This window comes from Bacillus marinisedimentorum, from assembly GCF_001644195.2.
In the GTDB taxonomy this organism is placed as follows: Bacteria; Bacillota; Bacilli; order Bacillales; family Bacillaceae_O; genus Bacillus_BL; species Bacillus_BL marinisedimentorum.
The window spans coordinates 1-12,038 of sequence record NZ_LWBL02000006.1 but is presented as its reverse complement, the minus strand read 5'-3'; the positions used below and the strand labels follow the sequence as shown (position 1 = coordinate 12,038).

Below are 12,038 nucleotides of genomic sequence, written 5' to 3'. Positions count from 1 at the left end.
GTTCCTGCTTCCCTTTGGTCGCACTCGCAGTGTCTTCTTTGCCGCGGTGGGGGCGGTGAGGATCATCGCCGCGCCGCTCCTGCGGGGATCTCACCTGTCACGCTAGTCCCGCAGGACGTTGAATTAGCTTTTTTGAAAAGACACCGCACGAAGAAAATTGACTTTTATTTTCGAGGAGTTCTCGCACTTTCCATTCCAATCAACTAGTTAAAAAATCAACATCGAGCTTTAACACAGCCAAAAAAATATAAAAATATAAAAAAATTTTCCGGATTTAAAAAAGTTGGCACGGCTTTTGCAATAGATAAAGGTGTAAAAAAAGATCATGATCTCTTTATAGGTAGTACCAGATTGATTTTTACTACTGGAAGAATAATAGCGTCAAAGAAACGCAGTTTATTTCGGAGCCTGCTTTCTAAAACGCTTACAAGATGGAGGGTATTTGTATGGGATCTAAAGTAATGAGCGCGCAGGAAGCGGTAGCCAAAATAAAGGACGGTTCAACGATTGCCACCGGTGGATTTGTCGGAAACGGCCATCCGGAAGCACTTTCTAGTGCGATTGAAGAGCGCTTCCTTAAGGAACAAGCGCCAAAAGATGTAACGCTTATATACGCTGCAGGGCAGGGAGATGGAAAGGAAAGAGGCCTTAACCATCTTGGGCAAGAAGGTCTCGTGTCGCGTGTAATCGGCGGCCACTGGGGACTGGCGCCGAAACTGCAAAAGCTCGCAGTTGATAATAAAATCCAGGCATATAACTTGCCGCAGGGTGTCGTTTCCCACATGTTCCGTGATATTGCGGCGGGTAAACCGGGCGTACTGACGCGGGTCGGTTTAAAAACATTTGTGGACCCCCGCATTCAAGGCGGAAAGTTGAATGATTCTACGAAAGATGATATTGTTCGCCTGATGGAAATTGACGGCGAAGAGTACCTTTTCTATAAAACTCATCCAATTGATGTTGCGTTGATCCGCGGCACCTATGCTGATGAAAACGGAAATGCGACACTGGAAAAAGAAGCGGCGACGCTAGAATTCCTGTCAATCGCTCAGGCAGCCAGAAACTCCGGCGGTCTAGTCATTCTTCAGGTTGAAAAGGTGGTAGCAAACGGCTCCCTTGATCCGCGGATGGTTAAGATCCCTGGCATCCTGGTTGATGCGATAGTGGTGGCCGAACCGGAACAGCATATGCAGACATTTGCTGAACAGCACAATCCGGCTTACTCAGGTGAAATTAAAGTTTCAGTTGATTCACTGGAAAAAATGAAGCTTGATGAGCGGAAAGTCATTGCACGCCGCTCTGCGATGGAACTTGTTCCAAACGCGATCACGAATCTTGGCATCGGTATGCCTGAAGGGGTAGCATCTGTAGCCAACGAAGAAGGCGTTGGGCATGAAATGCGTTTGACTCTTGAATCCGGACCGATTGGCGGTGTGCCGGCCGGAGGCTTGAGCTTTGGTGCTTCTGTTAACCCGGATGCAATCATCGACCAGCCGTATCAGTTTGATTTTTATGACGGCGGCGGACTTGATGTCGCTTTCCTTGGTCTTGCTCAGCTTGACAGGAACGGGAATGTAAACGTAAGTAAATTCGGCCCGAAAATTGCCGGTGCAGGTGGATTTATCAATATCACTCAAAACGCCAAAAAGGTCATTTACTGCGGCACCTTCACTGCAGGCGGTTTGAAAGTAAGTGTCGAAAACGGCAAGCTCTCAATCGACAATGAAGGCAAGTTTAAAAAGATGGTCAGCGACGTGGAGCATATTACGTTCAGTGGTGAGTATGCAAATGAGGTAGGCCAGCCGGTCGTTTATATTACGGAACGTGCTGTCTTTGAATTGAGGCCAGAGGGTCTTGTCCTGACAGAAATCGCTCCAGGCATGGATCTTGAAAAGGATATTCTCAGCCAAATGGACTTCAAGCCGATTATCGCAGATGACTTGAAGGAAATGAATGCCCGTATTTTCCGTGAAGAAAAAATGGGACTTGCAGAATTTATCAAGGAAGAGGACCTGAAGCCGGTCCATAACTAAACTGAGGATGTATGGGAATGGAGGGAATGGCCGCTTGCGGCGGCTTTTTCCCCTCATTTCTTTCCATAAAATATAAAGGGATAAAGGGGAGAAATTTGCATGCTAGGTATTTTTCTTGGATTAGTACTCTTAATGGTTCTGGCCTATATGGGATGGTCCATAATCTGGATCGCTCCGGTCACAGCCGGAATTGTCGCCTTATTCGGCGGGCTGGACTTGCTGCCAGCTTATACTGACACTTATATGGGCGGATTTGTAGGATTTGCAAAAGCGTGGTTCCCGGTGTTTATGCTTGGTGCCATCTTTGGTAAATTGATGGAAGATACAGGTGCCGCACAGGCGGTTGCCCACTGGATTACGAAGATCATTGGGACAAAGCGTGCCATCCTTGGTGTTGTTGTCGGTGCCGCTGTACTGACATACGGAGGGGTAAGTCTTTTCGTAGTTGTATTTGCGATGTACCCTCTTGCTGTTGCCCTGTACCGTGAAGCGAACATTCCGCGCCGCTTGATTCCAGGTGCGATTGCACTCGGTTCCTTCACCTTTACGATGACAGCTTTACCGGGAACACCACAGATCCAGAACCTGATTCCAATGCAGTATTTCAATACAACACCTACTGCGGCACCGATTATGGGTATTGCAGGTGCTCTTGTTATGGGAATAGGTGGATATTTTTACCTTATCGGACGCCAGAAGAAATTGATGGCTGCAGGTGAAGTATTTACTGAGCCAAAAGATCAGGACGTAGAAGAAATTGATGAAAGTAAGCTGCCAAATGCATTTCTTTCATTCCTGCCGCTTATTACTGTAATTGTCACCCTTAACGTTTTTAAATGGGATATTATCACTGCCCTGATTACAGGTATCGTACTGATTATGCTATTGAACATGAAACATTTGCAAAAGTTTATCGGATCCATCAATGGCGGTGCAAGCGGCTCGGTTATTGCCATCATTAATACGAGTGCTGCCGTCGGTTTTGGTACTGTTGTTAAAGCAGTTCCAGGGTTCGAAACACTAAAAGATTTTGTTCTTGGAATTCAGGGAAGCCCGCTTATTTCTGAAGCGGTTGCGGTCAATATTCTTGCCGGTGCCACAGGTTCAGCTTCCGGTGGTATGGGTATCGCGCTAGAAGCATTGGGATCGAAGTACCTTGAAATGGCAATTAGTTCCGGCATCGATCCAGCGGCTTTTCATAGAATCGCTTCACTGGCTTCCGGCGGTCTTGATACGCTGCCGCATAACGGTGCTGTTTTGACGCTGCTTGCCATTACAGGAATGACACACAAAGATTCCTATAAAGATATTTTCGTTGTCGGTTCTTTGATTCCAATCGTTTCTGTCATTGTCGCGATCATCTTTGCCAGCATCGGCCTTATTTAACAATTCGTTTTTTAACAGAGCCGACACATTAATAGAATGTTTGAAAAATGGAGGAGATCATTATGAGATTACAGGATAAAGTAGCTATCATCACAGGCGGCGGACGCGGTATTGGTGAGGCAACTGCCAAAAAGTTCGCTAAAGAAGGCGCGAAAGTCGTTATCTGGGACTTGAATGAAGAAGACATCAAGCGTACTGTAGAAGAAATCAAAGCAGCGGGCGGAACAGCAACAGGCAAGTCTGTAAACGTTGTAAACCGTGAAGACGTTGAAAAGAGCATGCAGGAAGTTGTTGACGAATTCGGCCAGCTTGACGCTGTCATTAACAATGCCGGAATCACTGCAGATTCAAAACTCGAAAAAATGACTGAAGAACAATGGGACCGTGTAATTGATGTCAACCTGAAAGGTGTCTTCAACGTCGGCCAAACAGCTGCGAAACATATGAAAGAGCTTGGCAACGGCGGCGCAATCCTGAATGCTTCTTCAGTTGTCGGCCTTTACGGCAACTTCGGCCAGACCAACTACGCTGCGACAAAATGGGGCGTTATCGGCATGAGCAAAACGTGGGCGAAGGAATTAGGAAAGTATAAAATCCGTGTAAATGCCGTAGCACCTGGTTTTATCCTGACGCCAATGACAGAAAAAATGCCTGAAAAAGTACTTGATATGATGAAAGGTAAATCTACACTTAACGACCTTGGCTATCCAGAAGATATTGCTAATGGGTATGCATTCCTTGCTTCTGATGAAGCGCGTTTCATTACAGGCACAACCCTGAGCATTGATGGCGGTGTCGTTCTGTAAATCGGTTTTACAACTTTCTTTCCGTAGTACACATGCGGATAAAACGAGACCATTCAATATGAAAAACCGTGCTGAAACGAGTCCAAACGTAACAGGCATGGAAAACAACGAGTCCAAAAGGTCTGCCGTACCAATCGGCAGGCCTTTTTACTTTCCATGCAAAAAAGTGGATATGATAAAATGGAAACGGAAAATCCTGGCCGGAAGGCGGTGGCGAAATGCCGGGCATCATCCTGTTTGACGGCGTGTGTAATGTTTGCAGCAAAAGTGTGCAGTTCATTTTAAAAAGGGATCCTTCACGTCATTTCCAGTTTGCTTCCCTGCAGGGTGACAGAGGGCAGGAGCTTCTGCGGAAATCCGGAATCGGACCTGAAACAGACAGTATCGTACTCATTGAAAACGATATTTCATATATAAAGTCAGATGCAGTGCTGCGCATATGCAGGCATTTGCAAGGGCCAGTGAGGATGCTGTATCCCCTCCGGTTTATTCCTAAGCGGGTGAGGGACTGGGTATATGACCGGATCGCCCTGAACCGATACAGCTGGTTTGGAAAGAAAGACCGATGCAAGATTCCATCGAAAGAGGAACGTGACCGGTTTCTTGATTAAATTGCAGTACAATTGATCATCACTTCACACGCAAAAAAGGCCAGAGGCGTTATTAAGCAGCTGACCTTTTTATGTTTGGGCTGTGTTAAAGCTCAATGTTGATTTTTTACACTAGTTGATTGGAGTGGAAGGTGCGAGACTCCTGCGGGACTAGCGGGACAGGTGAGACCCCGCAAGAAGAAAATTGGTTTTTATTTTCGGGGAGCGATGCGCTGTGATGAAGCTCACCGACCGCCACGCGGCAAAGAAGACACCGTGAGTGCGACCGGTGAGAAGCAGGAACGGCTGTCGCACTTGTGGCCGTGGTGAAAACGAGCCCCTGCAGCGGAAATCAACTCCCCGTTCAAAGTGCAATGCAGGAGAATAAAATCCTTCTGGAAACAATTATTCATCACTAAGAGCATCCTGGACAAAAAATAAGGGTACCAGAATCAATACGATTCGGTACCCTATTATCCTTGTTTTTTTCCTTGTCTGTCCGAAGACAGCACAAGCTAACGCAAGCGATGCTCTTTTCGCAGAAGTGTTACGCTGCAACATCCCGCTTCGTGAAAATCAGCCAGGATATCGCATTAAATAGGACAAAGTAGACCGCTAATACGAAAATGGAAAATGTCATTGTCATTCCTTCCACGAGCGGCACGCCGTTTACATATTGCATCAAATCGGTATTGGCGAACAGGATATATTTGACCCAGTCATACTGGCTAAGAAGGTTAACGACCTGCACACCCGTGAACATCAAGAAAATCGACAGACCGATTGCGAGCGCGCTGCTGCGGAAAACAGTCGAAATCATAAAGGCGAAAGTGACCATCATCAGCAAATCGACACTCCTATATCCGTATAGGGATAAAATATACATCGGCATGCTCCGCTCCACAACGTTTCCATCCTGAAGGGTCAGATACGGCTGCCCGACATTTTCAAATCCGAACAAAAGGCCGCCGGTTAAGAAAGAAAAGAGGAAATGTGCCACCAGTAAAGCAAGGGCAAAAAACAGGGCTGACAGGTACTTGGACAGCAAGATTTTTGAACGTCCCACCGGCCTGATCAGCAAAAGCTTAATGGTTCCCCAGGTGAATTCGCCCGCTACACTCGTTGCGGCAATGATGATGGTGAACAGAGTGATGATGCTGATCATATTGGAGGAAGATTTCATCGTTCCCCATAAGGAATCCTCCGAGACAGGCGGGATGTCATGCTCCAGCCTGTATTCGTTTATTGTGTGCATTGTCCTGTAATTCTTTTTCAGCATATGAGGGGCGTCTTCCTGGTTAAGGACGGTTTCATATTGCTTGTTCTCCTGTTCGACAGCAGCACGCCAGTTTTCGGAACCGCCGCCTTCCAGGACGTACTTATTCAGGATGCCGGTAACTAAAATAATGGCGAGAAGAACGCCGAACATGATCCATGTTGATTTCAGCCGGAATACTTTCATGTTTTCATTGGCGATTAGATTAAACAATTTGATTCCCTCCAGTCACTTCCAAGAACTTTTCTTCAAGTGTTTTGACAGCCGTGTTGATTCCGTAAATTTCGATGTCTCCTTTGACGAGCAGTGCAGTAATCTTTGGAATTTCCTCTTTTGCGACAACCGCTTCAAAACCGCCTTCTGTCACGGAAGCTTCTGTCTCCGGATAATGGGCCCGGAAAAGTGTGAATGCCTCATCAGCCGGAGCGGCCGTGAATTGGACACTCATGTTCGTTCCATCAACGATAAATTCATCAACACGTTTCACATCGACAAGCTTGCCGTTTTGGATGATGCCGATCCGGTCACACATGAGCTGCATTTCAGATAATAGATGGCTTGAAACAAGGACAGCCAGGTTTTCTTCTGCGGCGAGTTTCCGCAAGTACGTCCTGATTTCCCGGATGCCGGCAGGATCCAGGCCGTTTGTCGGTTCATCAAGGATGAGAATATCCGGCTTATGCAGGAGTGCCTGAGCAAGCCCGAGGCGCTGCCGCATACCGAGTGAATAGGTTTTCACTTTATCATTGATCCGGTTTTCAAGGCCGACCAGGCTGACAACTTCGTCAATCCGCTGGCGCCCGACACCATTGACCATACGGCTGTAGTGGACGAGGTTCTGGTAGCCAGTCAGGAATTTATACATTTCCGGGTTTTCCACAATGCCGCCCACATGCCTGATTGCCTCTTCAAAGTTCTCACGGATGCTTTTTCCTTTGATGAGCACCTGTCCTTTTGTAATTGACATGAGGCCGACCATCATCCGGATTGTTGTCGTTTTTCCCGCTCCGTTCGGGCCGAGGAATCCGAATACTTCTCCCGGGTAAATATCAAAGCTGATATCATCAATGATTGTTTTATTGCCGATTTTTTTTGTCAGATTTTTTATTGTTACGACTGATTCTTCCATTTTTTTGTTGCCTCCTTTATTTTACGGCAGCACCAGTGCTGTAAGTCCGTTTCATCCATTCGGTCAGCGTCAGCCCTTCTTCCCTGATGGAATCGATGCTTTGCTGGTTGATGAGATTTCCTTTATGCAGTATTGCGGCTTCATCAAGCAGAGGCTCAATTTCACCGATTTCATGGGTTGTGATAATAACGGTTTGCGTTTCGATGTCAACAAAGGAAAGAAGTCCTTTAATGACTGTCTCCCGGACCATCGGGTCGAGACCGGAAAGGGGTTCATCCATTAAAATCACCGGTACATCCCGGGAAAGCGCGAGCACAATTTTCAGTCTGCCCCTGCTTCCTTTGGAAAGATTTTTGACCTTTTGATCCGGGGTGAGCTTCATGAATGACAGAATGTCAAATGCCTTGTCGACATCAAAGTCACTGAACTGTGATGCGTAAAAGTGAATGGTCTGGCTGACGGTATAAAATGGATAATAAGTATCAAGTTCGGATAAGTAGGCGACCTGCCTGCATGACTGGCGGCTGGCTGGATCTCCGTTCAGGAGGACAGAACCGGCAGAAGGACGGACAAGGCCGGCAATCATTTTCAGCACAGTCGATTTTCCGCTGCCATTCTCACCTAGAAGCCCGATGATTTTGCCGGACGGAAATCCAATCGTCAAGTCTTTTACCGCCGTCTGTTTTAAATAGGTTTTGGTCACGTCTTTAAGCTCGATCACGATTCTTCCCCCTTCCGTTTTGAAAATTCTTCTGACAGGCCGTCGATGATTTCCTTTTCTGTAAACCCGATGGCTTCCATATCATCTATGAATGCCTCAATGTGTTCACTTTTCAACTTGTTTCTGATCTCCTTCAGCACCTCGCTGTTTTCGGTAACAAATGTTCCCTGTCCCCGTTTAGTCACGCTCACGTCCATGCGCTCAAGCTCACTGTATGTCCGCTGGACGGTGTTGGGGTTCACGCCGGAGTCAACCGCTGTCTCGCGGACAGAAGGAAGTTTATCGCCCGGCTGCAGCTCACCCCTGATAATCCGCTGGATGATGCGGTCGGCGAGCTGCAAATAAATCGGACGGGAAGAATTGAATTCCTGCACCATCTCCTACACCTCCACTTTCCGGTCAATCAGCCAGGCGGAAGCGAGAAACATCAAAATCGCGAACAGCGCGGTAAAGATGAGCCCCCCGCTGTAAAAGTGAAAAGTGCTCACTTCACCGAGCGGTTCGGTTAATGGAGCCAGTTCGACCTTACCCCAATGTGCCATAGCTTCGTATGCGGCAGTGTTCTGAAACCATTCGGTCACGAACTGAAGCGCTATAAACAGCAGCCCGACTGCAAGCCAGCTCCAGTTCCCGATATAATTCCGGGTCGCAAAGAAAACCGACCAGCCCAGCAGAAGCCACAGGGAAATATAAATTGATGTAGCGATAATTAATACCGCCGCTGCACTCCCGAGCAAAATGAGCCCCGGAATGTCGACAGGCTGCTGTTCAAGCGGAAAGCGGGAGAGAACAATAATGCCATAAATCCCTGTTATGAATAAAGACACAATCATTCCGCCAAGGATGACCAGCATCTTGCTCAAAATCAAAACACTGATGGGCTGGGGATTATATAGCCACAAGCTCATTTGTTTATGTTCTGACGCAAGGCTGATCAATAAGAAAAGCGGCATATAAAACATATGGAGAAATGCCGACGAAATGGCGCCTGCTGCCAGAAGATCCTGTTCATCTAAAGCAGCAGAAAATACGGCGGAAGCCGCAAATGCGACAATCAGCAAGGCGATGCCGGTAAGCAAAGCATTCCGCAGTAAAAAAAATTCTTTTTTCAGCAAACCGTTCCATGGATTCATAGGCAACTCCTCCAGCCTCGATTGTTTTATTGTATTAGTGTACTACATGAATAATACAACAGTACATAGAGAATGTAAAGTGATATTTAAAACAAATACAAATGCAGGGTTCATCGGCATTTGGCGGGGGCAAAGAATGTTTACAATTATGATATAGTGTTAACAAACAGGAGGGATATTATGGATGAAAAGCTTGTACAGCAGTTTGATGGATTGCTTGAAAAGTATACGGAGTTGATGGTCGGGGAGAGTACGCCCGAGTTGAAGGAGAAGGTCAAAATGTGGGCGTTGTATACGTATATGGCAAAATCGATGCCTCCAATGGTAAAGCACTGGAACGAAACGTATCCGGATGCGAAAGAGGGAATGAAGGAACTAATCGGGGAAATCAAAGAACTGAACCAAAAGCAACGTGAACAGCAAAACAGGAATGAATGAAAAGAACGCCGGCAGAGCCGGCGTTCTTTCGTTTTGGTTTATTGAACGGTATTACCGGTTGTGTATGGGAACTGATTTTTATATCCGCTGAATTGCTGGTATGTCTGCTGGAGCTGCTGCCCCTGTGCAGCATCGAAGCTGTACCAGCCTTTTTGGAACATCAGGTTGAAAAAATCGCGCTCGCAATCCTGTGTCTCCTTGAAAATCATGGCCAAATCATTATAAAGTTCCTGATGGCTTGCTTCATTTAAAGCAGTGCTGTAAGAAGCTGTCATGTACTTTTCGGTAGCCAGCAGGTCATTGGCAAAATCACGGTCATTCATTTGCGGAGTTTCAGGGACGGAAGTTTCCGGGTTTTGGATTTTACCCTGGTTTTGGCTCTGGCTATTCTGGTTTTGATTCATCGTTTTGCCTCCTCACTGCATAGTAGGGCCCTGCTGCATTTGCTGTTGATGCGACTGCAAATGAGAGAGCACTTTTTCATAATGTCGCTGATGCATTCTTCCTGCTTCATCAAGAGCAGCTTTCACTTCCTGATCCTTGCACTGACTCGCATAAAAATGGGCTTTTTTCGCAGCCAGCAAGTTCCATGACATGATATCGGACACATATAATTGGTCCTTGACCGTCATGACGAAAGGCGGCTGAGGTGTCGTCATCTGCTGGTTCTGCATGCCCTGCTGCTGGTTTTGCTGTTGTTGTTGCATGGGGATCCTCCTTTTCAAATGGAAATTCAAGGATAGCTTTCCACAGAAGAAAGATCCTATTCAAGTCTTGTGTGTACATGCTTCGGCTGCTTTCATAAACGTCTTTCTTTTGCATTTATACCGTATAGTTAATCTGGTTTTTGTTCAGTTAATGGGGGCATCACCCCATTTGCGGGGGCTTCCGGGCAAGTCTTCCTGTTTGTTCGATGCTGGGGCTCGTCCGAATTTGCTTTTTTTTATGGGAAAAAGCTGAACCGATCGACTCCCCGAATCGGGCATTTTTCACTGATCGTCTATCACCTAAAAAAAGCACCACGCCCTTTTGTGACAAGATTTGCGCTTATTCGACAGATTGACAAAAGAAGTATATTCATAAATTAATTATGATGATAAAATAGGGATGTAAATGGTTTCAAAAAAACAAAATAACAGAGAAAGGGCGCAATGTTTTGTATGCGCTTACAGGAGGGGATTGCGGTGGAACAGCTGCTGCGTAACTTTTTCTTATTTTTATCCAAGAATAAATTTTTCACTAAGTTGGCCAAAAAGTATGGACTCCGCTTCGGTGCAAATAAATTCGTTGCAGGGGAAACGATCGAAGAAGCGGTATCTGTCATAAAAGATTTGAACAGCCAGGGTATGGCGGTTACGATCGATTTTCTTGGCGAGTTTGTAGACAGCGAGCAGGAGGCAAAGGACCGCACAGCAGAATGCGTACGGGCAATTGAAGCGATTGCCGCGGAAAATCTGAACTCCCAGCTGTCATTGAAGATGACCTCAATGGGACTGGATATTTCCGATGAAATTGTAATGGAAAATATGCGTACCATTTTAACTGCGGCAAAATCAAACAATGTCTTTGTCACCATCGATATGGAAGATTATACGCGATGCCAGAAGACACTCGACATATTCAGGCAGCTAAAGGAAGAGTTCGGGGATGTAGTCGGCACCGTCGTGCAGGCTTATCTGTACCGTACCGAAAAAGATGTAAAAGACCTTGATGCTCTCCGGCCGAACCTCCGTATCGTAAAAGGAGCATATAAAGAACCGGAGGAAGTGGCATTCCCGGAGAAAAAAGATGTCGATGAAAACATGAAAAACATCATTAAAATCCACATGCTGAACGGAAACTATACAGCAGTGGCTTCGCATGATGATGAAATGATCGAATATACAAAAAGACTGGCAGAGGAACACAACATTCCGCGTGACCAGTTCGAGTTCCAGATGCTGTACGGCATCAGGATTGAAAGGCAAAAGGAAATCGAGCGGGAAGGCTATACAATGAGGATTTACGTCCCCTATGGAAACGACTGGTACGGCTATTTCATGCGCCGTCTCGCCGAACGCCCCGCAAATGTTGCATTCGTGCTGAGAGGGATGCGGAAGAAATAAGTATGTGCGGAATGAATTCATTGTTTAATTAAACATGATGTAGTCAGTACAAGGCGCATCACTGGAAGATAATCCAGAGTGATGCGCCTTGCGTTTTTTATGCAATCACTGGCAGCAGGGCGCCGGAGTGTTGTGGAAGCTAAGTTTCCGCGTGAAAAGTATGCGCTTTGGCGTGAAACAGATGTTTCCGCGTGAAAAGAGAGAGGTTCGGCATGAAAAGTCCGATGTTTGGCATGAAAAATTGGGACTTCCGCACGAAAAGTCAACACTTCCGCATGAAAGGATGAAAGTCACTTCATTATGGCCCCTTAAAATCAACCCTGGGAGCTGCAGCCAGAGGATTTCTGACCAATGCACCCTTTTTACTGGCGAATTTCGTTACTTTTCTGTCCAATTTCAACAGATTACTGTCCAAATTCAC

13 protein-coding genes are annotated in these 12,038 nt (G+C 46.3%); 6 read left to right on the top strand and 7 right to left on the bottom strand.

The annotated features are described in order from the left end of the window. Positions 1-446 precede the first annotated feature (446 nt). The 4 genes from A4U59_RS01440 (at position 447) to A4U59_RS01420 (ending at position 4,836) form a co-directional block, all read left to right on the top strand. Positions 447-2,033, top strand: coding sequence for an acyl CoA:acetate/3-ketoacid CoA transferase (locus tag A4U59_RS01440; RefSeq protein ID WP_066175013.1), 1,587 nt, complete (start codon positions 447-449; stop codon positions 2,031-2,033). Between the two features lie 99 nt (positions 2,034-2,132). Continuing rightward, entirely contained in the window at positions 2,133-3,419 is a 1,287-nt protein-coding gene (locus tag A4U59_RS01435) for a GntP family permease (protein ID WP_066175011.1), read from the top strand. Positions 3,420-3,481: 62 nt separating this feature from the next. Next, entirely contained in the window at positions 3,482-4,225 is a 744-nt protein-coding gene (gene fabG, locus A4U59_RS01430; RefSeq protein WP_066175010.1) for a 3-oxoacyl-ACP reductase FabG, read from the top strand. Between the two features lie 218 nt (positions 4,226-4,443). Then, the gene (locus A4U59_RS01420) at positions 4,444-4,836 is read left to right on the top strand and encodes a thiol-disulfide oxidoreductase DCC family protein (protein WP_066175007.1); all 393 of its coding nucleotides are present in this window, start codon (positions 4,444-4,446) and stop codon (positions 4,834-4,836) included. Positions 4,837-5,362: 526 nt separating this feature from the next. On the opposite strand, the gene A4U59_RS01415 is transcribed toward A4U59_RS01420, so the two are convergent. The 5 genes from A4U59_RS01415 to A4U59_RS01395 are packed head-to-tail and all read right to left on the bottom strand — an operon-like array spanning position 5,363 to position 9,074. After that, on the bottom strand, positions 5,363-6,304 hold the full coding sequence (locus A4U59_RS01415) for an ABC transporter permease (RefSeq protein ID WP_083270591.1): 942 nt from the start codon (positions 6,302-6,304) through the stop codon (positions 5,363-5,365). Then, positions 6,297-7,220: an ABC transporter ATP-binding protein gene (locus tag A4U59_RS01410; RefSeq protein ID WP_066175006.1), complete on the bottom strand. Its 924-nt coding sequence runs from the start codon at positions 7,218-7,220 to the stop codon at positions 6,297-6,299. Before A4U59_RS01410 ends, A4U59_RS01415 begins: the two co-directional genes overlap by 8 nt. Positions 7,221-7,236: 16 nt before the next feature. Beyond that, positions 7,237-7,941: an ABC transporter ATP-binding protein gene (locus A4U59_RS01405; RefSeq protein WP_066175004.1), complete on the bottom strand. Its 705-nt coding sequence runs from the start codon at positions 7,939-7,941 to the stop codon at positions 7,237-7,239. After that, positions 7,938-8,318 carry a GntR family transcriptional regulator gene (locus A4U59_RS01400; RefSeq protein ID WP_066175002.1) on the bottom strand — a complete coding sequence of 127 codons (381 nt, stop codon included), beginning with the start codon at positions 8,316-8,318 and terminating at the stop codon, positions 7,938-7,940. The genes A4U59_RS01405 and A4U59_RS01400 overlap by 4 nt, the downstream gene beginning before the upstream one ends. 3 nt (positions 8,319-8,321) lie before the next feature. Further along, complete coding sequence (locus A4U59_RS01395) at positions 8,322-9,074, bottom strand: hypothetical protein (RefSeq protein ID WP_066175000.1); 753 nt, start codon at positions 9,072-9,074, stop codon at positions 8,322-8,324. 180 nt (positions 9,075-9,254) lie between these two features. Between A4U59_RS01395 and A4U59_RS01390 the strand changes: the two genes are divergently transcribed. After that, positions 9,255-9,512, top strand: coding sequence for a YusU family protein (locus A4U59_RS01390; RefSeq protein ID WP_066174998.1), 258 nt, complete (start codon positions 9,255-9,257; stop codon positions 9,510-9,512). Between the two features lie 38 nt (positions 9,513-9,550). On the opposite strand, the gene A4U59_RS01385 is transcribed toward A4U59_RS01390, so the two are convergent. Both A4U59_RS01385 and A4U59_RS01380 read right to left on the bottom strand, forming a co-directional pair. Then, positions 9,551-9,916: a spore coat protein gene (locus tag A4U59_RS01385; protein ID WP_066174997.1), complete on the bottom strand. Its 366-nt coding sequence runs from the start codon at positions 9,914-9,916 to the stop codon at positions 9,551-9,553. Between the two features lie 12 nt (positions 9,917-9,928). Beyond that, positions 9,929-10,219 carry a hypothetical protein gene (locus tag A4U59_RS01380; RefSeq protein ID WP_066174995.1) on the bottom strand — a complete coding sequence of 97 codons (291 nt, stop codon included), beginning with the start codon at positions 10,217-10,219 and terminating at the stop codon, positions 9,929-9,931. 477 nt (positions 10,220-10,696) lie between these two features. On the opposite strand from A4U59_RS01380, the gene A4U59_RS01375 reads away from it, so the two are divergent. Beyond that, the gene (locus A4U59_RS01375; RefSeq protein WP_066174993.1) at positions 10,697-11,617 is read left to right on the top strand and encodes a proline dehydrogenase family protein; all 921 of its coding nucleotides are present in this window, start codon (positions 10,697-10,699) and stop codon (positions 11,615-11,617) included. Positions 11,618-12,038: the final 421 nt, after the last annotated feature.